Origin of the sequence: Arthrobacter sp. ov118, assembly GCF_900116495.1 — a bacterium.
Classification (GTDB): Bacteria; Actinomycetota; Actinomycetes; order Actinomycetales; family Micrococcaceae; genus Arthrobacter.
The window spans coordinates 114,580-134,328 of the sequence record NZ_FPAY01000003.1 but is presented as its reverse complement, the minus strand read 5'-3'; the positions used below and the strand labels follow the sequence as shown (position 1 = coordinate 134,328).

The 19,749-nt window shown below is 65.4% G+C and carries 20 protein-coding genes and 2 pseudogenes; 15 read left to right on the top strand and 7 right to left on the bottom strand.

What is annotated here, in order from left to right; genetic code table 11:
* The first annotated feature begins 52 nt into the window (after positions 1–52).
* From rhaS to BM372_RS08120, 8 genes are all read left to right on the top strand, one after another.
* The gene (gene rhaS / locus BM372_RS08155) at positions 53–1,138 is read left to right on the top strand and encodes a rhamnose ABC transporter substrate-binding protein (RefSeq protein ID WP_090954547.1); all 1,086 of its coding nucleotides are present in this window, start codon (positions 53–55) and stop codon (positions 1,136–1,138) included.
* Between the two features lie 155 nt (positions 1,139–1,293).
* Entirely contained in the window at positions 1,294–1,668 is a 375-nt protein-coding gene (locus tag BM372_RS08150; RefSeq protein WP_090954000.1) for an L-rhamnose mutarotase, read from the top strand.
* Positions 1,665–2,831, top strand: coding sequence for an L-rhamnose isomerase (gene rhaI, locus BM372_RS08145; protein ID WP_090953998.1), 1,167 nt, complete (start codon positions 1,665–1,667; stop codon positions 2,829–2,831). Before BM372_RS08150 ends, rhaI begins: the two co-directional genes overlap by 4 nt.
* A 6-nt stretch (positions 2,832–2,837) precedes the next feature.
* A complete protein-coding gene (locus tag BM372_RS08140; RefSeq protein WP_090953996.1) occupies positions 2,838–4,889 on the top strand; it encodes a bifunctional aldolase/short-chain dehydrogenase in 2,052 nt (683 codons plus the stop codon).
* Positions 4,886–6,379: a rhamnulokinase gene (locus BM372_RS08135; RefSeq protein WP_090953993.1), complete on the top strand. Its 1,494-nt coding sequence runs from the start codon at positions 4,886–4,888 to the stop codon at positions 6,377–6,379. Before BM372_RS08140 ends, BM372_RS08135 begins: the two co-directional genes overlap by 4 nt.
* Positions 6,376–7,179, top strand: coding sequence for a (Fe-S)-binding protein (locus tag BM372_RS08130; protein ID WP_090953990.1), 804 nt, complete (start codon positions 6,376–6,378; stop codon positions 7,177–7,179). Before BM372_RS08135 ends, BM372_RS08130 begins: the two co-directional genes overlap by 4 nt.
* On the top strand, positions 7,176–8,732 hold the full coding sequence (locus BM372_RS08125) for a LutB/LldF family L-lactate oxidation iron-sulfur protein (protein ID WP_256214121.1): 1,557 nt from the start codon (positions 7,176–7,178) through the stop codon (positions 8,730–8,732). The genes BM372_RS08130 and BM372_RS08125 overlap by 4 nt, the downstream gene beginning before the upstream one ends.
* The gene (locus BM372_RS08120; protein WP_090953988.1) at positions 8,729–9,370 is read left to right on the top strand and encodes a LutC/YkgG family protein; all 642 of its coding nucleotides are present in this window, start codon (positions 8,729–8,731) and stop codon (positions 9,368–9,370) included. Before BM372_RS08125 ends, BM372_RS08120 begins: the two co-directional genes overlap by 4 nt.
* Positions 9,371–9,563: 193 nt before the next feature.
* Here the strand turns inward: BM372_RS08120 and BM372_RS21010 are convergent.
* Positions 9,564–9,659 (bottom strand): annotated as a pseudogene (locus BM372_RS21010) (dihydrofolate reductase); the annotation flags it as partial.
* A gap of 446 nt (positions 9,660–10,105) precedes the next feature.
* Here BM372_RS21010 and BM372_RS08110 point away from each other — a divergent pair.
* Positions 10,106–10,747, top strand: a complete 642-nt coding sequence (locus BM372_RS08110) for a DUF1345 domain-containing protein (RefSeq protein ID WP_090953984.1) — start codon at positions 10,106–10,108, stop codon at positions 10,745–10,747.
* A 33-nt stretch (positions 10,748–10,780) separates the two neighbouring features.
* Here BM372_RS08110 and BM372_RS08105 read toward each other — a convergent pair whose 3' ends face one another.
* From BM372_RS08105 to BM372_RS08095, 3 genes are read right to left on the bottom strand one after another with little or no spacing between them, the layout of a single operon-like run.
* Positions 10,781–11,368 (bottom strand): hypothetical protein, encoded by a 588-nt coding sequence (locus BM372_RS08105; RefSeq protein WP_090953982.1) that lies wholly within the window; start codon positions 11,366–11,368, stop codon positions 10,781–10,783.
* 13 nt (positions 11,369–11,381) lie between these two features.
* Positions 11,382–12,530 carry a zinc-dependent alcohol dehydrogenase gene (locus tag BM372_RS08100; RefSeq protein WP_090953978.1) on the bottom strand — a complete coding sequence of 383 codons (1,149 nt, stop codon included), beginning with the start codon at positions 12,528–12,530 and terminating at the stop codon, positions 11,382–11,384.
* A 60-nt stretch (positions 12,531–12,590) separates the two neighbouring features.
* Positions 12,591–13,739, bottom strand: a complete 1,149-nt coding sequence (locus BM372_RS08095; protein WP_090953976.1) for a glutathione-independent formaldehyde dehydrogenase — start codon at positions 13,737–13,739, stop codon at positions 12,591–12,593.
* 480 nt (positions 13,740–14,219) lie between these two features.
* On the opposite strand from BM372_RS08095, the gene BM372_RS08090 reads away from it, so the two are divergent.
* Together BM372_RS08090 and BM372_RS08085 are read left to right on the top strand one after the other, a co-directional pair.
* On the top strand, positions 14,220–14,651 hold the full coding sequence (locus BM372_RS08090) for a hypothetical protein (protein WP_090953974.1): 432 nt from the start codon (positions 14,220–14,222) through the stop codon (positions 14,649–14,651).
* Complete coding sequence (locus tag BM372_RS08085; protein WP_090953972.1) at positions 14,633–14,917, top strand: PLDc N-terminal domain-containing protein; 285 nt, start codon at positions 14,633–14,635, stop codon at positions 14,915–14,917. Before BM372_RS08090 ends, BM372_RS08085 begins: the two co-directional genes overlap by 19 nt.
* A 486-nt stretch (positions 14,918–15,403) precedes the next feature.
* On the opposite strand, the gene BM372_RS20405 is transcribed toward BM372_RS08085, so the two are convergent.
* Complete coding sequence (locus tag BM372_RS20405; protein WP_143111449.1) at positions 15,404–15,730, bottom strand: hypothetical protein; 327 nt, start codon at positions 15,728–15,730, stop codon at positions 15,404–15,406.
* Between the two features lie 76 nt (positions 15,731–15,806).
* The gene (locus BM372_RS08080; protein ID WP_090953970.1) at positions 15,807–16,910 is read right to left on the bottom strand and encodes an oxidoreductase; all 1,104 of its coding nucleotides are present in this window, start codon (positions 16,908–16,910) and stop codon (positions 15,807–15,809) included.
* 222 nt (positions 16,911–17,132) lie between these two features.
* Between BM372_RS08080 and BM372_RS21005 the strand changes: the two are divergent.
* The 4 genes and pseudogenes from BM372_RS21005 to BM372_RS20400 all read left to right on the top strand — a co-directional run.
* Positions 17,133–17,372 (top strand): annotated as a pseudogene (locus BM372_RS21005) (ArsR/SmtB family transcription factor); the annotation flags it as partial.
* On the top strand, positions 17,373–17,546 hold the full coding sequence (locus BM372_RS21000; RefSeq protein WP_256214156.1) for a hypothetical protein: 174 nt from the start codon (positions 17,373–17,375) through the stop codon (positions 17,544–17,546).
* 319 nt (positions 17,547–17,865) lie between these two features.
* Positions 17,866–18,792 carry a tyrosine-type recombinase/integrase gene (locus BM372_RS08070; protein ID WP_090953966.1) on the top strand — a complete coding sequence of 309 codons (927 nt, stop codon included), beginning with the start codon at positions 17,866–17,868 and terminating at the stop codon, positions 18,790–18,792.
* A gap of 432 nt (positions 18,793–19,224) precedes the next feature.
* Complete coding sequence (locus BM372_RS20400) at positions 19,225–19,470, top strand: hypothetical protein (protein WP_143111448.1); 246 nt, start codon at positions 19,225–19,227, stop codon at positions 19,468–19,470.
* A gap of 90 nt (positions 19,471–19,560) precedes the next feature.
* Here the strand turns inward: BM372_RS20400 and BM372_RS08060 are convergent, their stop codons facing one another.
* Positions 19,561–19,746: a hypothetical protein gene (locus BM372_RS08060; protein ID WP_090953962.1), complete on the bottom strand. Its 186-nt coding sequence runs from the start codon at positions 19,744–19,746 to the stop codon at positions 19,561–19,563.
* Positions 19,747–19,749: the final 3 nt, after the last annotated feature.

Here is a 19,749-nt window from a genome sequence, read left to right as displayed (position 1 = left end):
TCCACACCACAGCAACAACGACGTTCAGTTGAAAGGCAGCACTATGAAATTCATGTCCACCACCGGATCCAGGCGCCTCGCGCCGACCTACATCGCCATCGCGACGGGCCTGGCGCTGGCACTCAGCGCCTGCGGCGGAACCACCAACACCTCCAGCAGCGCCAGCGGCGGAGGCGCCACATCCAGCGCCTCCGCGGATCCCAACGCTCCGATCAAGGAGGGCCTGAAGGTGGCGTTCCTGCCCAAGCAGCTGAACAACTCCTACTTCACCGTCACGGACCGCGGAGGCAAGGCCGCGGTCGAGGAGTACAAGGGCACCTTCTCGGAGGTGGGCCCCTCCGAGGCCAGCGCCTCCAGCCAGGTGAGCTACATCAACACGCTCACGCAGCAGGGGGCCAACGTCATTGCAACCTCGGCCAACGATCCCAAGGCGATCTGCTCGGCGCTGGATGAGGCCCGCAGCGCCGGGGCGAAGGTAGTCACCTTTGACTCGGACACCGACCCCTCCTGCCGTGATATCTATGTCAACCAGGCCACCGCGGAGGGCATCGCGTCCACCCAGGTCAAGCTCATTTCCGACGCCGTCGGCGCCGACGGCGGCGACATTGCCATCCTGTCCGCCACGGCCAATGCCACGAACCAGAACGCGTGGATCGAGCTGATGAAGAAGGAACTGCAGAAGCCCGAGTACGCCAAGCTCAAGCTCGTCGCCACTGTCTACGGCGATGACAATGCGCAGAAGTCCCAGCAGGAAGTCCAGGCGCTGCTCCAGGCCCACCCGACGCTCAAGGGCATCATCTCGCCCACGACCGTGGGCGTTGCTGCTGCGGCGCAGTACCTTTCCGGATCCGAGTACAAGGGCAAAGTGCAGCTGACCGGCCTCGGCTTCCCGAGCCAGCTGAAGGAATTCGTGAAAAACGGCACCATGAAGGCCTTCGCCCTGTGGGACGTTGAAAAGCTCGGCTACCTCGCGGCCTACGCCGGTGCAGCCCTGGCTTCCGGCCAGATCAGCGGTGCCGAAGGCCAGACGTTCAAGGCCGGCACCCTGGGCGAATTCAAGGTGGAGCCAGACTCCACCGTTCTGCTGGGCGACCCCACAGTCTTCACCGCTGAGAACGTCGACCAGTACAACTTCTAGCCCCTGCCGTTTTCTAGCAACTTGGCTCCGGCGCTGATGTCAGCATCCGCGCCGGAGCTGGCGGAACAATTCCGCAGGATGCTATCGTCGTAATGAATCGATTCAAAGCGGCTGGAAGCCGGAGTCGAACAAAGTCGGAACCAGGAGAGATTCTTATGAGGGTGTGCTTCCGCTCCTCGGTCAAGCCCAGCCAGATTCCCGAATACCGGCGCCGCCACGCGGCCGTCTGGCCGGAAATGCTCCGGGAACTCCAGTCGGCCGGGTGGCACAACTACTCGCTGTTCCTCGCCGACGACGGGCTGCTGGTGGGCTATGTCGAATGCGACGACTTTGACGCAGCCCGGGCCCGCATGGCCCTGACCGAGGTGAACGCCCGTTGGCAGGCGGGAATGGCCGCCCTGTTCGAAGACGGCGCGCAGGCACCGGACCGGGGCTTCGTCCAGCTCACCGAAATCTTCAATCTCGAGGACCAGTTGTCCGTGGCCAACGCCGCCGGGGACAACCACCAACCGCAGAAGGAACAACCATGAACACCACAGAAACGGCCCTGGGTCGCCTCGGGGAACTCGCCATCGAGGTCCCGTCCTGGGCCTACGGCAACTCCGGCACCCGCTTCAAGGTGTTCGGCACCCCGGGCACCCCCCGCACGGTCCACGAGAAGCTGGCCGACGCCGCGAAGGTCCACGAACTGACCGGCCTGGCGCCTACCGTTGCCCTGCACATCCCCTGGGACAAGGTGGACGACTATGCGGCCCTGAAGGAATACGCCGCGGGTCTGGGCGTCGGGCTGGGCACCATCAATTCCAATACCTTCCAGGACGATGAGTACAAATTCGGGTCCCTGACCTCCTCGGACCCTTCGGTCCGCCGCCGCGCCATCGACCACCACCTCGAGTGCCTCGAGATCATGAACGCCACGGGTTCACGGGACCTGAAGATCTGGCTCGCGGACGGCACCAACTACCCGGGCCAGGACGACATGCGCGGCCGGCAGGACCGCCTGGCCGAATCCCTGCAGGAAATCTACGCAGGCCTTGGTGCGGACCAGCGCCTGGTACTGGAGTACAAGTTCTTCGAGCCGGCTTTCTACCACACCGACGTCCCGGACTGGGGCACTTCCTACGCCCAGACCCTGGCCCTGGGCGAGAAGGCCTTCGTCTGCCTCGACACCGGCCACCACGCGCCCGGCACCAACATCGAATTCATCGTGATGCAGCTGCTGCGCCTGGGCAAGCTCGGGTCCTTTGACTTCAACTCCCGCTTCTACGCGGACGATGACCTGATCGTCGGCGCGGCGGATCCCTTCCAGCTGTTCCGCATCATGCACGAGGTCATCCGGGGCGGCGGCTTCGGTCCAGAGTCCGGCGTCGCCCTGATGCTGGACCAGTGCCACAACCTGGAGGAAAAGATCCCGGGCCAGATCCGCTCCGTGCTCAACGTCCAGGAAATGACGGCCCGCGCGCTGCTCATCGATACCGACGCGCTGGCCGAGGCCCAGCGCAGCGGGGATGTCCTGGCCGCCAATGGCATCTTCAATGATGCCTTCTACACCGATGTCCGTCCTGCGCTGGCGCAGTGGCGTGAATCCCGCGGCCTGCCCGCGGACCCGCTGGCCGCCTTCAAGGACAGCGGCTACCAGAAGAAGATCAACGAGGACCGCGTCGGCGGCCAGCAAGCCGGATGGGGAGCATAAGCAGGCATGAACATGCAGAACACAGCCAACAAGACTGTTGAAGAGCTGATCTCCCGTTCCAACCGCCTCGGCGCGGACAAACGGAACACCAACTTCGCCGGCGGCAACACCTCCGCCAAGGGCACCGAAAGGGACCCCGTCACCGGCGAGGACGTCGAACTCCTGTGGGTCAAGGGATCCGGCGGGGACCTGGGCACGCTGAAGGCCGAAGGCCTTGCCGTGCTGCGGCTGGACCGGCTGCAGGCGCTCAAGAACGTCTACCCCGGCGTCGAGCGTGAAGACGAAATGGTGGCCGCGTTCGACTACTGCCTGCACGGCAAGGGCGGTGCCGCGCCGTCGATCGACACCGCCATGCACGGCCTGGTCGACGCCGCGCACGTGGACCACCTGCACCCGGACTCCGGGATCGCCATCGCTACGGCCGCCGACGGCGCGGCCCTCACCAAGGAGATCTTCGGCGAGAAGGTGGCGTGGGTGCCCTGGCGGCGCCCCGGCTTCCAGCTCGGCCTGGACATCGCCGCGATCAAGGACGCGAACCCGCACGCCGTCGGCACCATCCTGGGCGGCCACGGCATCACCGCCTGGGGCGCCACCAGCGAGGAAGCCGAAGCCAACTCGCTGTGGATCATCGAACAGGCCGAGCAGTACATCAAGGACCACGGCAGGAGCGAGCCCTTCGGGCCCAAGCTGCCCGGCTACGCCGCCCTCCCGGAAGCCGAACGGCGCGCCAAGGCCGCCGCCCTGGCCCCGGTGATCCGCGGCCTCGCCTCCACAGACAAACCGCAGCTGGGGCACTTCAGCGACGAATCCGCCGTCCTGGAGTTCCTGGAAAGCGCCGAGCACCCGCGGCTGGGTGCCCTGGGAACGTCCTGCCCGGACCACTTCCTGCGCACCAAGGTCAAGCCCCTGGTCCTCGACCTGCCCGCCGACGCCCCGGTCGAGGACTCGATCGCCCGGCTGAAGGAACTCCACGCCGCCTACCGCGAGGACTACCAGGGGTACTACGACCGGCACGCGACCCCGGACAGCCCCGCCCTGCGCGGCGCGGACCCGGCCATCGTCCTGGTGCCCGGGGTGGGCATGTTCTCCTTCGGGGCGAACAAGCAGACCGCCCGGGTCGCGGGGGAGTTCTACCTCAACGCCATCAACGTCATGCGCGGCGCCGAGGCCGTCTCCACGTACGCCCCGATCGAGGAATCCGAGAAGTTCCGGATCGAATACTGGGCCCTGGAAGAAGCCAAGCTGGCCCGCATGCCCAAGCCGAAATCCCACGCCGGCCGGATCGCGCTGGTGACCGGGGCGGCGTCGGGCATCGGCAAAGCCATCGCCACCCGCTTCGCCGCCGACGGCGCGTGCGTCGTCATCGCGGACCTGAACCTGGAGAACGCCGAAAAGGTAGCCGAGGAACTGGGCGGCGCCGACGTCGCCATCGGCGTCCAGGCCGACGTCACCGACGAGGCCCAGATCGCCGCGGCAATCCAGGAAGCAGTGCTCGCCTTCGGCGGACTGGACCTGGTGGTCAACAACGCCGGACTCTCCATTTCCAAGCCGCTGCTGGAAACCACCGAGAAGGACTGGGACCTGCAGCACAACGTCATGGCCAAGGGCTCCTTCCTGGTGGCCAAGGCCGCAGCACAGGTGATGATCGGCCAGGAGATGGGCGGGGACATCATCTACATCTCCTCCAAGAACTCCGTGTTCGCCGGCCCGAACAACATCGCCTACTCCGCCACCAAGGCGGACCAGGCCCACCAGGTCCGGCTCCTCGCTGCGGAACTGGGCGAGTACGGGATCCGGGTCAACGGCATCAACCCTGACGGCGTGGTCCGCGGCTCCGGGATCTTCGCCGGCGGCTGGGGCGCCAAGCGCGCCGCCGTCTACGGGGTGCAGGAAGAGGAGCTGGGCAAGTACTACGCCCAGCGCACCCTGCTCAAACGCGAAGTGCTGCCAGAGAACGTGGCCAACGCCGCCGCCGTGCTTACCGGCAGCGACCTGTCCCACACCACCGGGCTCCACATCCCGGTGGACGCCGGCGTGGCCGCGGCCTTCCTGCGATGAGTGTGTTCGCCGGCAGTGATTTTGCCGACGGCGTGTTCGCCGCCGTCGACATCGGCGCGTCCTCGGGCCGGGTCATCCTGGGCCGCGTCACGGGCGGTTCCGGCGGGAAGAGCGCCGAGCTGGAGACGGTGCACCGCTTCCCCAACGGCGTCAAAGAGTTCGACGGCGGCCTCCGCTGGGACCTCGACGCGCTGTTCGCCGAGGTCCTCACCGGGCTCGCGGCCGCCGCCACGGCGGCCGCGTCCCGGGGCGAGAGCATCGACAGCATCGGGATCGACACCTGGGCCGTGGACTACGGCCTGGTCAACGCCGCCGGTGAACTCGTTGCGGCGCCCTTCAGCTACCGCGATGACCGCAGCCGTGCCGCCGTGGCCCGGGTCCACCAGGAACTCGAGCCGTCGCGTCTCTACGCCACCACCGGGCTGCAGTTCCTGCCGTTCAACACGATCTACCAGCTCGCCACGGAGCCTGAATTGGCGGGGCTGCAGGCACTGCTGATCCCGGACCTCATCGGATTCCTGCTGAGCGGCCAGCGCCGCACCGAGGCCACCAACGCCTCCACCACCGGGCTCTTCGACGCCGTGGCCGGGGAGTGGGCCACGGAGTTCCTGGCACCATTGGGCCTCCCCACGGGACTGTTCCCGCCGCTCGTCCAGCCCGGAGACACAGTCGGGACGCTGCTGCCCGCCATCGCGGAACGGACCGGCCTGCCCGCCGCCACGAAAGTGGTGGCCGTGGGCTCGCACGACACCGCCTCGGCCGTCGCCGCGGTGCCTGCGGCCCAGGAAAACTTTGCGTACATCTCCTCGGGCACCTGGTCCCTGGTGGGCGTCGAACTGTCCCACCCGGTCCTGACCGAGGCCAGCCGGCAGGCCAACTTCACCAACGAACGCGGCGTGGACGGCACCATCCGCTATCTGCGCAACGTCGGCGGGCTCTGGCTGCTCAGCGAGTGCCAGCGAACATGGGCGGGGGAGGGCCACCGGCCGGCGATCGAGGAACTGCTTGAGGTGGCCGCGGCCCTGCCCGCCGGCGGGCCGGTCATCAACGTCGACGACCCCTACTTCATCGCCCCCGACAACATGCCCGACCGCATCCGGGCCGCCGTCCGCAACACCGGGGCGGTCCTTCCGGACCGCCCCGCGCATATCGTGCGGTGCATCCTGGACAGCCTCGCAAACGGTTACGCCCGGACCATCGCCGACGCCGAGCGGCTCGGGGACGTCCACGTCGACGTCGTGCACATTGTGGGCGGCGGATCCCAGAACCGGCTCCTTTGCCAGCTCACCGCCGACGCCACCGGCAGGCCCGTTCTGGCCGGCCCTGTTGAAGCGACGGCGCTGGGCAACGTCCTAGTCCAAGCGCGCGCCGCCGGTGTGCTCGGCGGCGGGCTGGGGGAGCTGCGTGCCGTGGTGCGGGCCTCCCAGAAGCCGGCGGAGTATGCGCCCTCACCCGTGGCCGCGCACCAGAGCACCGGGGGTGGGCTGTGAGGATCGCGCTCTTCGCCACGTGCATTGTGGACGCCATGTACCCGGCTACGGCACGCGCCACCGTGTCCATCCTGGAACGCCTCGGCCACGAGGTCATCTTCCCCGCCGGGCAGGCCTGCTGCGGGCAGATGCACGTCAACAGCGGCTACTTCAAGGAGGCGCTGCCCGTCGTGGCCAACCACGTGAAGGCGTTCGAGGAGGACGAGTACGACGTCGCCGTCGCCCCTTCCGGCTCCTGCGTCGCCTCCGTCAAGCACCAGCACCCCATGATCGCCCGCCGCTGCGGGGACGCCGGGCTGGAAGCCCGGGCAGCCGCCGTCGGACATAAGACCTACGAGCTCTCCGAGCTCCTGGTCGATGTCCTGGGCGTCACGGACGCCGCGGCGCAGCTGGGCTCCTACTTCCCGCACAAGATCACCTACCACCCCAGCTGCCATGGCATGCGCCTGCTCCGGCTCGGCGACCGCCAGCTGGACCTGCTGCGTTCGGTGGGCGGGATCGAGCTGGCCGAGCTGCCGGAGGCCGAGCAGTGCTGCGGCTTCGGCGGCACCTTCTCGATGAAGAACGCAGACGTGTCCTCGGCAATGCTGGCGGACAAGACCGCCAACATCTGCGGCACCGGTGCCGAGCTCTGCGCCGGCGGCGACGCGTCCTGCCTGATGCATATCGGCGGCGGCCTGTCCCGGCAGGGCAGCGGCGTCACCACCCTGCACTTTGCCGAGATCCTGGCCAGCACCGCCGAGCATCCCGCCGCCGTCACCGGCGACGTCCGCCTCACCACCGGAAGGACCGCACGATGAGCGGCACATTCCTGGGAATGCCGTCCCTGCCGGTCTTCGGCACCGGCAACCTGCACGAACACGAGCCCTTCCCGAAGGCCGCGCACCGGGAACTTGGCAACGCCCAGCTGCGGGCCAACCTCGGCCACGCCACCCGGACCATCCGGGACAAGCGGCTGGCCGTGGTCTCCGAACTTCCGGACTGGGAGGAGCTTCGCGACGCTGGCCGGGCGATCAAGGAATCCGTGATGGCCCGGCTGCCGGAGCTGCTCGAGGCATTCGAGGCAAACTTCACCGCCCGCGGCGGAACCATCCACTGGGCCCGCGACGCCGGCGAAGCCAACAGCATTGTCGCCGCGCTCATCCGGGACCAGGGCGCGGATGAGGTGGTCAAGGTCAAGTCCATGGCCACCCAGGAAATCGGCCTCAACGAATACCTCGAGGAACAGGGGATCGCTGCATTCGAGACCGACCTCGCGGAGCTCATCGTCCAGCTGGACCACGACAAGCCCAGCCACATCCTGGTCCCGGCCATTCACAAAAACCGCAGCCAGGTCCGCGACATCTTCCTGCGCGAGATGGACGGCGTGGACCCGGGACTGACCAATGACCCCGCCCGCCTCGCCGCCGCCGCCCGGGCACACCTGCGCCGCAAGTTCCTCAGCGCCAAGGTGGCCGTGTCCGGCGCGAACTTCGCCCTGGCGGACTCCGGAACCTTGGCCGTCGTCGAATCCGAAGGCAACGGGCGCATGTGCCTGACCCTGCCGGAAACCCTGATCACCGTGATGGGTGTGGAGAAGCTGCTGCCCGCCTGGGAGGACCTGGAAGTGTTCATGCAGCTGCTCCCGCGCTCCTCCACCGGTGAGCGGATGAACCCGTACACCTCGCTCTGGACCGGCGTCACCCCCGACGACGGCCCGCAGAACGTCCACCTCGTCCTGCTGGACAACGGACGCAGCGCCGCCCTGGCCGACGAAATGGGCCGCTCCGCGCTGCACTGCATCCGCTGCAGTGCCTGCATGAACGTCTGCCCCGTCTACGAACGCACCGGCGGGCACGCCTACGGATCCACCTATCCGGGACCAATCGGCGCCATCCTGTCCCCGCTGCTGACCGGGATCACGGCCGAGGAGAACAACTCCCTGCCCTACGCCTCGTCCCTCTGCGGCGCCTGCTACGACGCCTGCCCGGTGAAGATCAACATCCCGGACATCCTGGTGCACCTGCGCGGCGAGGACGTGGACAGCAAACGCGGCAAGAAAAAGCTGCCGAGCCAGATGGATTTGGGCATGAAGGCCGCGGCCTGGGCGCTGTCCTCCGGAAAAAACCTGGGCCTTGTGGAAAAGGCGCTGCCCCTGGGGCGGATCGCCGCCGGCCCGGACAAGAAAATCACCAAACTGCCGGGCATCGCCGCCGGCTGGACCCAGAGCCGGGACATCCCCGCCCCGCCGGGGCAGTCCTTCCGGCAATGGTGGAACAAGGAACACCAGGCTCCGGAAGGCGCTCCTGGTCCATATGCCCCCGGTACCGAGCCAACCGGCCCCCAGCCCACCGGCACTGAGGAGAACCCGTGAACGCGCGCGAGGAAATACTCGGCCGGCTCCGCTCCGCCCTCCGGGACACCCCCGCCGTGCCGGAGGTGCCCCGCGACTACCGGCGCGCCTCCGGGCTCGGCGAGGAACAGCTCATCGAGCTGCTGACGGACCGGCTGGTCGACTACAAGGCGAACGTCTTCGTCGAGGAGGCGGCCGCGGTGCCGCAACGGCTCGCCGCCCTGCTCGAAGGCACCGGAAACTACGCCGTGCCGCATGGACTCGCGGAGACCGTGTTCGCGGAGGCGGACGCGCGCGACGGCGGCTCTGGCCGCCGCCTCACCGACGCCCCCGGGCAGCGGCTGAGTGTGGCAGCGCTGGACGCGGTGGACGCCGTCGTCACCGGGAGCGCCGTGGCGGTTGCCGAGACCGGCACCATCATCCTCGACGCCGGTCCGGACCAGGGCCGCCGGGTCATCAGCCTCGTTCCGGACCGGCACATCTGCCTCGTCCGCGCCGGCGACATCACAGCCATCCTGCCCGAGGCCCTCCAAAGGCTCGACGCCACCCGCCCGCAGACCTGGATCAGCGGCCCCAGCGCCACCAGCGACATCGAACTCGAACGCGTCGAAGGGGTCCACGGCCCGCGGACCCTGGACGTGGTGATCGTGCGCGGGTAGGCGAGGCCTTGAACGCTCAGAAGGCTGAATTTCCCCCGGTATGAGCCTCCGACGCTGCAGAAAGCCGGCGGTTCGGCCGGATACTCCGGTGAAGGACGCCAATTCTGGGGAAATTCCGACACCGGAGCAGGAGGCCGGCAGCGCCTACGGAGCTAGCTGACGCGGCGTAGCGGTTGTCCGTGGTCAGCGGTCCGTGAGGGGTCAGCACGAAGACCGGCGCGTGGTACGGCGGTTCGGCTCCCCACCACCCGGTCCATTCCTCATCCCAGTCCTCGCGGATCGGGCCGAACTCTGCTCCGCTGTAGGGTCGTCAGTCCACGCGGTGCTTTCGCAGGTTCAGAACGCGGTGGTTGGGAGTCCGTCGGCCGCCAGTCCCAAGGGGCGTAGCAGATAAGGCACCCTTGCGAGCATGTCCGCCGCGCCGCACACTGGAACCTACGCTGTCACCGCTCTGTTGATGCGACTCGAGGAGATTGCGGTGAACGTTGCAGGTTCGGGCGGACCCGTTCGATTTGGGGCCAAGTTGGCGTTGTCGCCAGGATCAAGCGCAGGGCTGCTGAGCGGCCGGTGCGCGTCACAGTCACACGGGGTTGCAGTGCACGATGACCGGGTCACCGGCAAGCCCCGATGACGGCCCATCAGCTCTGTCGACGGTCCGCCGTGCGGTTGAACCGTGCCCGGCGTCAATACTCGTGCGGCAAGGGCGGGCCTACAACACCCCATTGAGGAGCATCAATGAACGGTCGGATCCTGTCAGCTCGCCGTGCTCTCGTCTGCGTGGCGGTCGGGGCCGTGGCGGGCATCATCGCAGCGGTAGCCGTAGCGACCGCGCTTGCGCCCCTGGTTGCGTGGTGCACCGCTGGCGTCATCGCTCTGGCATGGGTGTGGCGGATATGCTGGCGACAGGACCCAGCCGGGACTAAACGCCTCGCGCGCGAGGAGTCCGCCTCCCGTGTGACCGACGACGCGATCGTCACGGCTTGTATCGCGAGCATCGCCGCCGTGGTGGTCGCATTGATCCAGTCCAGCGACCAAAGCGGAGATCCGACGTCGGTGGCATTAGTCATTCTGGGCGTCCTGGGCACGATTGTTGCCTGGGCGCTCGTGAACACGGTCTATGCCTTGAAGTACGCCCGCATGTACTTCCTGGATCACCCTGACGCCGGGTTCGACGTCAAGCATGAGGCGCAACCTACCTACAGCGACTTCGCCTACTTCGCCTTCACTGTCGGGATGTCCTACGCAGCGCCTGAGGTCGAGCCGAGCAGCAGTGAGATCCGGCGCAAAGCCCTTCTTCATGCTCTCCTGTCGTATTTCTTCGGCACAGTCCTGATCGCTGTCGCCATCAATTTGGTCACGAACCTGGGCCAAGGATGACGTCCTTGGCCCCCCACTATGGCAGAGCAGTTGTCAGGCTGCTCGGTGCTTTCGCAGGGTCCTGAGCGCGACGGCTGCGAGTCCGCCGGCCGCCAGCGCCCAGGGGGCGCCGACGATGACGGGATCGATCCACTGATGCCTCAGGTCGGTGCGCTTTTTCCCAAACCGGGAGCCTATGCCGTGGCGGGAGAACTCGCTGAGCACTCCGGTTTCGGTGACCGGGTTGTCCGGGCGCAGGGTGGCGAACGAACTCAGGTGGCTTTCCCACGCGTCCACCCGGTCCGCGGCGATGAGCAGCAGCCAGTGCGCGGCCCGACCCTCGCTGTACTTGTAGGCGTACCTCCGCATGGCCCCCGAGGCGCCCTTGAGAGGGGTGGAGGTCCCAAAGACGGGCGTCACGAAAGCGTGCTCGACGGAACGCTCCCGGGGCCACTTCTCCTGCTGGCGTTCAGGGAAGCCCCAGTGCGCACCGGTCTCGATGCCGGGCTGCTCGCGGGGGTAGGAGGGCCTGTCTGCCGGATCGAGGTCTGCGCCCCATCCAGGGACCCGTGCCCGCAAGTCCTCCGCGGACTCCTTGGGCTCAGGCTTGCCGGCCTTGTAAGGGGTCGGTATCTCAGCCATTGTGCTCTTCCTCTCAGGCCGGGGTGGAAACGATGAGGGGCTTGATGCAGTCATCGAGCTTCGCGGAGAACATGTGGTACCCCTCGGCGATATGCTCCAGTGGGATGCGGTGGGTGACGATGTCGCTGGGCTTCAGGTACCCGTTCTGGATGTGTTCGAACAGCCGCGGCCACTGCCTTTTGACGGGGCATTGGTTCATGCGCAGCGTCAGGCCCTTGTTCATCGCGTCGCCGAATTTTACCGCGCTGAAGATCGGGCCGTACGCGCCCACCACGGACACGGTGCCGCCTTTACGCACGGAATCGATGGCCCAGTTGAGGGCAATGGGGGATCCGCCCTGCAGCTTCAGCTTGCTGCTCGTGACGTGCTGGAGGAAGTTGCCGTCCGCCTCGGCCCCCACCGCGTCGATCACGACGTCGGCGCCCAGGTAGTCGGTGGCTTTCTTCAGGTGCACCACAATGTCGTCGTACTCCACGAAGTTGTATGTCTCGGCGTGCGCGAAGCTCCGAGCCTTATCCAGCCGGTACTCCAGGTGGTCTATGACGAGCACCCGGCCGGCGCCCATCAGCCAGGCCGACTTCGCGGCGAACAGGCCCACCGGCCCGGCGCCGAACACCACCACGGTGTCGCCTTCGACGATGTCGCCGAGCTGGGCGCCGAAGTAACCGGTGGGGAGGGCGTCGGTGAGCAGGACGGCGTCCTCTTCGTCCATCCAGTCGGGGATCAAGCCTGGCCCGACGTCGGCGAATGGTACCCGCACATACTCGGCCTGGCCGCCGTCGTAGCCTCCGCAGGTGTGCGAGTACCCGTAGATCCCGCCGACGGCGGTGGCGTTGGGGTTGACGTTGTGGCAGTTCGAGTACAGACCGCGGGCGCAGAAGTAGCAGGACCCGCAGAAGATATTGAACGGCACCATCACCCGGTCCCCGGGCTTGACCCGCTCAACCGACGGGCCGACCTGCTCCACCACACCGATGAATTCATGGCCGAACGTCATGCCCACTCGGGTGTCCGGCATCATCCCGTGGTACAGGTGCAGGTCCGACCCGCAGATCGCCGCCCGTGTCACCCGCACGATCGCGTCATTGGGATGCTCGATCGGCGGCATGTCCTTTTCCTCCACGCGCACCTTGTAGGGCCCGCGGTACACCATCGCCCGCATCAGCGCCACCTCCAGGGAATTGATCTTTCGGACATCGGAATCCTCCCGTCCGGATTCTTTTTAGGCTCCGGCCGGGTGGAGGACGACTTTGGTCCAGCCGTCTTCGCGGCTGTCGAAGTTCCTGTAGCCCTCGGGGGCCTGATCCAGCGGCAGTTCGTGGCTGACGATGAAGGAGGGGCTGGCCTTTCCACCGGCGATGAGGTCGCGCAGGGCCCGGTTGTATTTCTTGACCGGGCACTGGCCCGAGCCCATCGTCTGTCCCTTGAACCAGTAGTTTCCGTAGTCGAAGGCCACCTGGCCCTGCTGGGCGAGTTTGTCGGGCGCCCCGGGGTCCTGGGGGAGGAATACACCTACCACTCCCAGGCCACCGACGAACCGGACGGAATCCACGAGCCGATTCAGAGTCAGGTTGGGCTGTTCGTTTCCGCCCGGGTCGTGCGCCTGGTAGCCCACACATTCACAGCCGCGGTCGGCCCCGAACCCCATGGTCTGGTCCTTGACGAACTCGACGGGGTCCGTTGCGGAATCATCCACCGGGATGGCACCGATCTGTTCCGCCAGCTTCAGGCGGTCGCTTTGGCGGTCCACGACCATGACCTTGCCGGCGCCTTTGATGATGGCGGAGTAGGCGGCCATGAGCCCGACGGGACCTGCACCGTAGATGACCACGGAGTCGCCCGGGTACACCCCGGCCAGCTCGGTGGCATGCCAGCCGGTGGGGAAAATGTCGGCGACCATGACGTAGTCGAGCTCTTTCTCCACGGCGTCCTCCCCGAGCCGCAGGCAGTTGAAGTCCCCGTACGGCACGCGCAGGTACTCGGCCTGCCCGCCCTGGTACGGGCCCATGTCCGCGAAGCCGTAGGCAGCGCCGGCGAGCTTGGGTTCGGGCTGCATGGTCAGACAGTAGTTGGTGAAGCCGCGTTCGCAGTTTTTGCAGAATCCGCAGGAGATGTTGAAGGGCAGCACGACGCGTTCGCCCACCTTCACTTTGCTCACCGCGGAGCCGATCTCGATCACTTCACCGAGGTTCTCGTGTCCGAAGGTGCGCCCGGGCTCGAAGCTGGTGCGGCCCTCATACATGTGCAGGTCCGAGCCGCAGATGTTAGTCGCAGTGATCCGCACCAGCACGTCGGCGGGGTGTTCAATTTTGGCGTCCGGTACGTCCTCGACGGCGACGTCGTTGGGTCCTTTATAGACTACTGCCTTCACTTTTCCGCTCTTTCCTTTTATCCCATCCCGATCGCGGCCAAGTAGTTGTAGCTTCCGGGGCGTTCCAGACTCTTTAGGCTGCAGGGCGGTCCCGGAAGGGCGGCGCGTGCGTCACCCAGGTACGCGTATTTGAGCAGACGAGGAGAGGGGTGAATAAGAATTGTGGCCACGTCCCGCCGGAAAGACGGGAGGCCAGAGGTTTCAGACGGCGGGCTGTCCGGGAAAAGTCCCAGCTGGCCCGGCCTGTGCGCAAAAAAGGAATCCTTGAACCTCAATGCTAAGTGTACTTAGCGGGAGATGTCGAGGGGGGCGATGAGATTCAATGAGTAGTGCTCACGAGATGGGGTGCGTGCCTCATTTGGGAAATGCTCGGCTGGCGAGCGGTGGGATTCTCTGGCGGATGTTGCGCCGACGAGCGTCGAGGTCAAGGAATCTCCGGACTCAACGGAGCGGATCAGCCGGTTTCCTGACGGGTCGGTGATGATCACGAGCATCGAGCGCCCCGTTCAGGTAATCGCCGGCCGTGCACCGGCGGCGGCAACGGACACCACCATTACCCCGATGGCTGCGCTGAAGGGATGCACCGCCTACACCGGCAGTGGATACGCCGTCTACCGCGGCTGCGCTGTTGAAAACCAGTGGGGGAACGTCTACCTTGGGTTCAACGCGGACTACCAGATCATCAATGGGACGTACGACAGGATCGACCACGTCTACAACCAGACTGCAACCTGCTGGGGATGGGGCTGGGGTTGCAGCTCACCGACTTATGATGCGGTCAAGTACAGCGAGGATGGCTGGGGCTCCGCCAAGGCCAGGCTGCATTCCTGGATTAACAGCCCGCTCAGTTCTTACGACGTGTGGGTGCAACTGAACGTTGGAGGAAACACGGCATGGGCGTCGAACTCGTAGGTCTCTTGCAAAGCCAAGAATCCAGTCTGCAGCCGGACTACGGGCAGCTGGCGCTGTTCGCAGTACCCAGCGTGATCGTGGCACTGCTAGTGCTCGTCACCCTGGTGCTTGCTGTAACAGACCGTGGCCTTTCTGTCTCTTTGCGCCTGGTGTGGGCCCTTCTGATAGTGGCCGTGCCCGTAATTGGTGCCGTTATTTATCTCGTTACGCGGGGCAAACAGCGAATTTCTTGGTTCAAGAGCGGTTCGAAAACAAAGTCCGCATAAATCCTCTGATCATTGGGGGCCTGCGCAAGCAGGCTCCCAATTGTTTCGCACGCAATAACCCTCTCGGATCGTTCATTGTTTTCGGCGGGAAACTATTCGCTCCGGCGCTCGAATTCATGCACTGACCTGGCATGCCCTCCGTCCTCAGGGCCGTAGCTAGATGCACCGGCATTGGCTTCGTCGGTGACCGCCGCCGGGGCGACCGCACGCATGAGGTCTCGAGCGGCCGTCGTCGCTGACCGCGACGCACACAAGCCGGAAGGCAGACGACCCTGCCTCATTATCCGGCTGTTCGCACCTCTTTTGACCCTGCCTTGCCCCCATCCCGGAATTACCTCGGGTCTGCAGGCTCCTTGGCGCGCCAGGGGGAGCGCCACTCTGCTGCATCCCAGCCATCCATGATCTAGATCCGCTCGTGAGCAACGCGGTCGCCCCTGAACTCCATCAGGCTGAGGGTGAACATCCATGGCGCTCCGTCGTAGCTGATCAGGTTCTCAACAACGACCAGATCAGCACGATGAGTGATCCGTCGGGTGTGGAACTTGAGCTTCGCCGGTACTGTCGTCGCCATTCGCGGAAGTTCTCCACGCCTTCGAACCGTTCGCCGGACTGAGGGAATTCAAGCACGGCGTCGTCGTGGTAGATCTCGTGGGCGATGTCCTCGTCCTTGCCTGAGTCTTCCAGTGACGCCGCAGCGCCTGCAGGAGGTCCGTATCGTCGAGCATGACCCACTTCCTCGAGCACGATGATGTTGACTTCAAGCTGGACGGTAATCCCGGGAGCTCCGTGCCGCCAGAGAAAAGTGATTGGCAACGTTTCGTAAGTGCCCTGCCCTCGATCCGTTCCGTGCTGGACTGAACGGGCGAGGAGGCAGGGGCACTGTGGAGGGTCAGGAGAGCAGTTCGAGCTCCCAGTCCTTGACGTCGGCCACGGGGGCAAACAGGCTCGCGTCCAGCTCATCAAGGGGTCGGCCGTTTTTGACCCGGTCGGGCCAGTCCCTGTTGCCCAGTGCCGCCTTGCCCAGGGCCACCACGTCGGCGGCATGGTCAACCAGCATTGATACAGCAGTCTCGGGGTCATCCAGATGGCCGTTGGCGATCACCGGCAGCCCGGAGTGCTGCTTGGCCAGGGCGGCCAGTGAGGGGCCATGGTCGCCGAAGGCCGGGGCGTAGGCCTTGTACTCGGTGGTGTGGAGGAAGTCGACGCCCGTGGCGGCCAGGGTGGAGAAGATGAGTTCTGCTTCCTCGGCCCCGCCGGCCCAGCGGTGGTTGTGGTCACTGACCTTGGACTGGGAAATCCGGATGCCGACGGTCATGTCCGGCCCGACGGCCTCGCGCACGGCGCGGGCGATTTCCGCGGGGAAGCGCACGCGGTTCTGTGCGGAGCCTCCGTACTCGTCGGTGCGGAGATTGAGGTAGTCGGTGAGGAACTGGTCCAGTAGGTAGCCGTTGGCTCCGTGGATTTCCACGCCGTCGAACCCGGCCTCCTTGGCGCGCAGCGCGGCGGCTACGAAGCCCTGGCGAACTTCTTCCATCTGTTCCCGGGTTATTTCCGAGGGTACCCGGTAGGGGCCCTCGCCGCGGTAGAAGTCCAGCTGCTCCCCCTTGGGGGCGACCGCGGAGGGACCGATCGTGCTGTCTTTGAAGCGGTTACCCTGCGCCTGGGATCCGGCGTGCATGAGCTGGGCGAATATCGTGGACCCGGCTGCATGGACGGCGTCGACAACCGCAGCCCAGGACCGGCCCTGTTCATCCGTGGCAAGGCCCGGCTGGTACAAGTAGCCCTGGCTGTAAGCGGTGTCGGGGTAGATCCCTTCAGTGATCAGCAGGGCGAAGCCACCCCGGGCAAAAGCCTCGTAGTAGGAGACCATCTTCTCGGTCACCAGCCCATCCTCAGTTGCGCTGATGCGAGTCATCGGGGCCAAGGCCACGCGGCTGGGCAACTGTGTGGAACCGATCTGCAGGGGTGACCAGAGCGGGTTGAGGTTCGTCATGATAATTTCCTTAGATTCTGTTGACGCGGCGGATCTTGATGCGTATACCCAATCGATTGGGTAAGTAGGAATAGCCCGGTCAACGAGTGGATTATGCGGACGTTGACTGTGGCTATGGAACGACAGCGCACTGTTGGAGGCTAGGTTGCGCAGCTCGAGGATTCAGCTTGCTCCCGCAAAGGGCAAGTACGCAACCCTTCGTAGTACGAGTTTTATCGTACAATGATTTGGAGTCAATCGGGCAAAACCAGGGAGATCGATTTACAAGTGCGCACCCTTGCCCACCCCGGCCGGAGCGAGTTGCGGCTGGACGCGGTACTTTCCGCCTTGTCGGATCCAGTACGACGACAGATCGTGAGTCAACTGGCGGACGTCCCGGGCGAGCAAGCCTGCAGCGCCTTTCAGCTACCGGTCAGCAAATCAACATCGACCCATCACTTCAGGGTCCTACGGGAAGCCGGCGTGATCGAACAGCACTACAGGGGCACTGCCATCCTCAACTCGCTACGAGCAGCCGACCTCGAAGCGCAGTTTCCGGGGCTGCTTCGGGCGGTCCTACAAGCCGCCATCAAGGAAGCATCCGCCACCGCCACCGCCGCCCGGCCGCAGGCCGGCCAGCTCAACGCGGAGGTATAAAGCCTGTCAAGGGTCGATGACCCCCTGAGACGTAGGGCTGGGCTTCTGATTTCACTAAGGAATCGGAGTTCTCACAGCCACTTCTACTCCCGTACTTCAAGAGCCGATTTTCGGCCTTTCGTCAACCTAGATTGACATAATTCATGCTTTCGGCGCCCGTTCTGACGCCCGGAGTGCTGGGCGAAAAGGCCCCGTCTTAATCCCATATGCGCCCCTTTCGCGGGCGCGCCCGTCGTACGCATCCTTCGACATCAAACCGCGGATGCGCCAGGGGTCACAAATCCCAAATCTGCAACATAATGACAGTTATGATGCTCCTATGGGAAATGACCTCGCTTATAGCAGCGCCCCTGCCGGAAATGCGGAACGACACGCCAGCATTATTGCCGCGTGGCAGCTCGCGCAGTCCTCGCCGCACACGCTGCGCGGTTACACCCTGAACCTGGCCACCTTCTGCAGCTGGCTCGACCGGCTGGGCCTGGATCTGCTCACGGTGCGCCGGGTGCATCTGGACGGCTACCGGCACACCCTCACCGGAGCTCCGGCGACGGTGGCCCGGACGCTCGCCGCGCTGTCGAGCTTCTACCGGTACGCGCTGGCTGAGGAGCTCGTGGACCGGAATCCGGTCGCGACGATCTCCCGTCCGGCGGTCGATGCCGACCACAGTTCAACGCAGGGGCTCAACCGCGACCAGGCCCGGGCGCTGCTGGAGGCGGCCCGCAGGGACGGCCCCCGGTCCAACGCCCTGGTCAACCTGCTGATGTTCACCGGTCTCCGGGTGAGCGAGGCGCTGAGCGCGACGACGGCGGACTATGCCCACGACTCGGGCCACCGGGTCCTCACGGTCCGGCGCAAGGGAGGCAAGTCCGCGAAGGTTGCCGTTCCCGCGCCGGCGGTGGTGGCGCTGAACTTCTACTTGGGCACCACGGGTGCGGATCTGGTTCACAGCCAGGGACACAGCATGAGCCGGCCGCTGTTCACCACGGCCACTGGGAAGCCCCTTCACCGGACGTCGGCGTTCCGCATCGTGCAGCGATTGGCTCAGCAGGCCGGCATTGACGGCCAGATCAGTCCGCACAGCCTGCGGCACGCTTTTGCGACCATTGCCCTGGACGCTGGGGTGTCGTTGCATTCCCTGCAGGACAGTATGGGACACGCGGATCCACGGACCACCCGAAGGTACGACAGAGCCCGTAACAACCTTCAAAAGTCCGCCGGCTACGACGTGGCCAGGGCACTGGCGTAGAGCACGCTGGAAGGTAGCAAAGCTGTAAGCCCAAACAAACAACGCCCATTAGGCTCAGGGCATGAGAATGAGTTCGCGGGACCGGAAGGGTGTCGCCTGGGTCGCAGCAGTGTGGACCACCTTTGTCGTGGTAGTCGCTTTGTTCCAAGAGGACGTAATCCGGGCGATGGTGCTGGGCCTGGTTCAGGAGGCGCTTCTCGGGAGCGTTGGTCTACTGGTTTGGTACGTTGTTCAGCGCCGAAAGTCGTCGGCTGATGAAACGCCAGAATCCTAAGTTGGTACTACGACCGGGCGCGGAACAACCTGCAAAAGTCCGCCGGCTACGACGTCGCTAGGGCGGTGGCGTGAGAGCGGGGTCGTAGCTTGAATAGCCGTCGTTTACGAGAACCACCAGGGCGGTTCAGCGCGCATCTGTCGGTGTTACTGTGAGCCATGTTCAACAGCAACCGACGAACACGAACGGTTTCCCGATGGCTGGTTATCGTCGCTGTCGGTGTCCTGTTCGGCCTCTTGACGGGAGTGCTCATCAATTGGCAGTTAGCTCCAGCGATGGTTCTGATCTACTTCGTTGTCGGCTGGGCAGCAGAGCGGGGCCAGAAGCAGAAGAAGGAAACCGACGCGTACCGCGAGCAGTGGCTCGGCAAGCGGAAGAGCAACGGCGCGGAACCGGAGGCATAGTCGGCTCCCTCCGCCTCGTCTTTCCATAGTTTATGAGAACGGCCACGGCCACTAGGTGCCAGCGGTACACCTCGCTAGGCTGGTGCCTAGCTACTTCCAGCCCTTGCGCTTCCCTGTGTAGTACCCGACAAACATCAAGACGAGGCCGCTAAGGGCGAGCACGTATGGCGAGATGCCGACGCGCTCTTGTGGGATCTGGAGGGCCATGATGGTGCCGATGAGGGCATTCAAAGCGCCCACGCACAGAAGCAGCGTGCCCAGCTGGCGGGGTTTCAACTG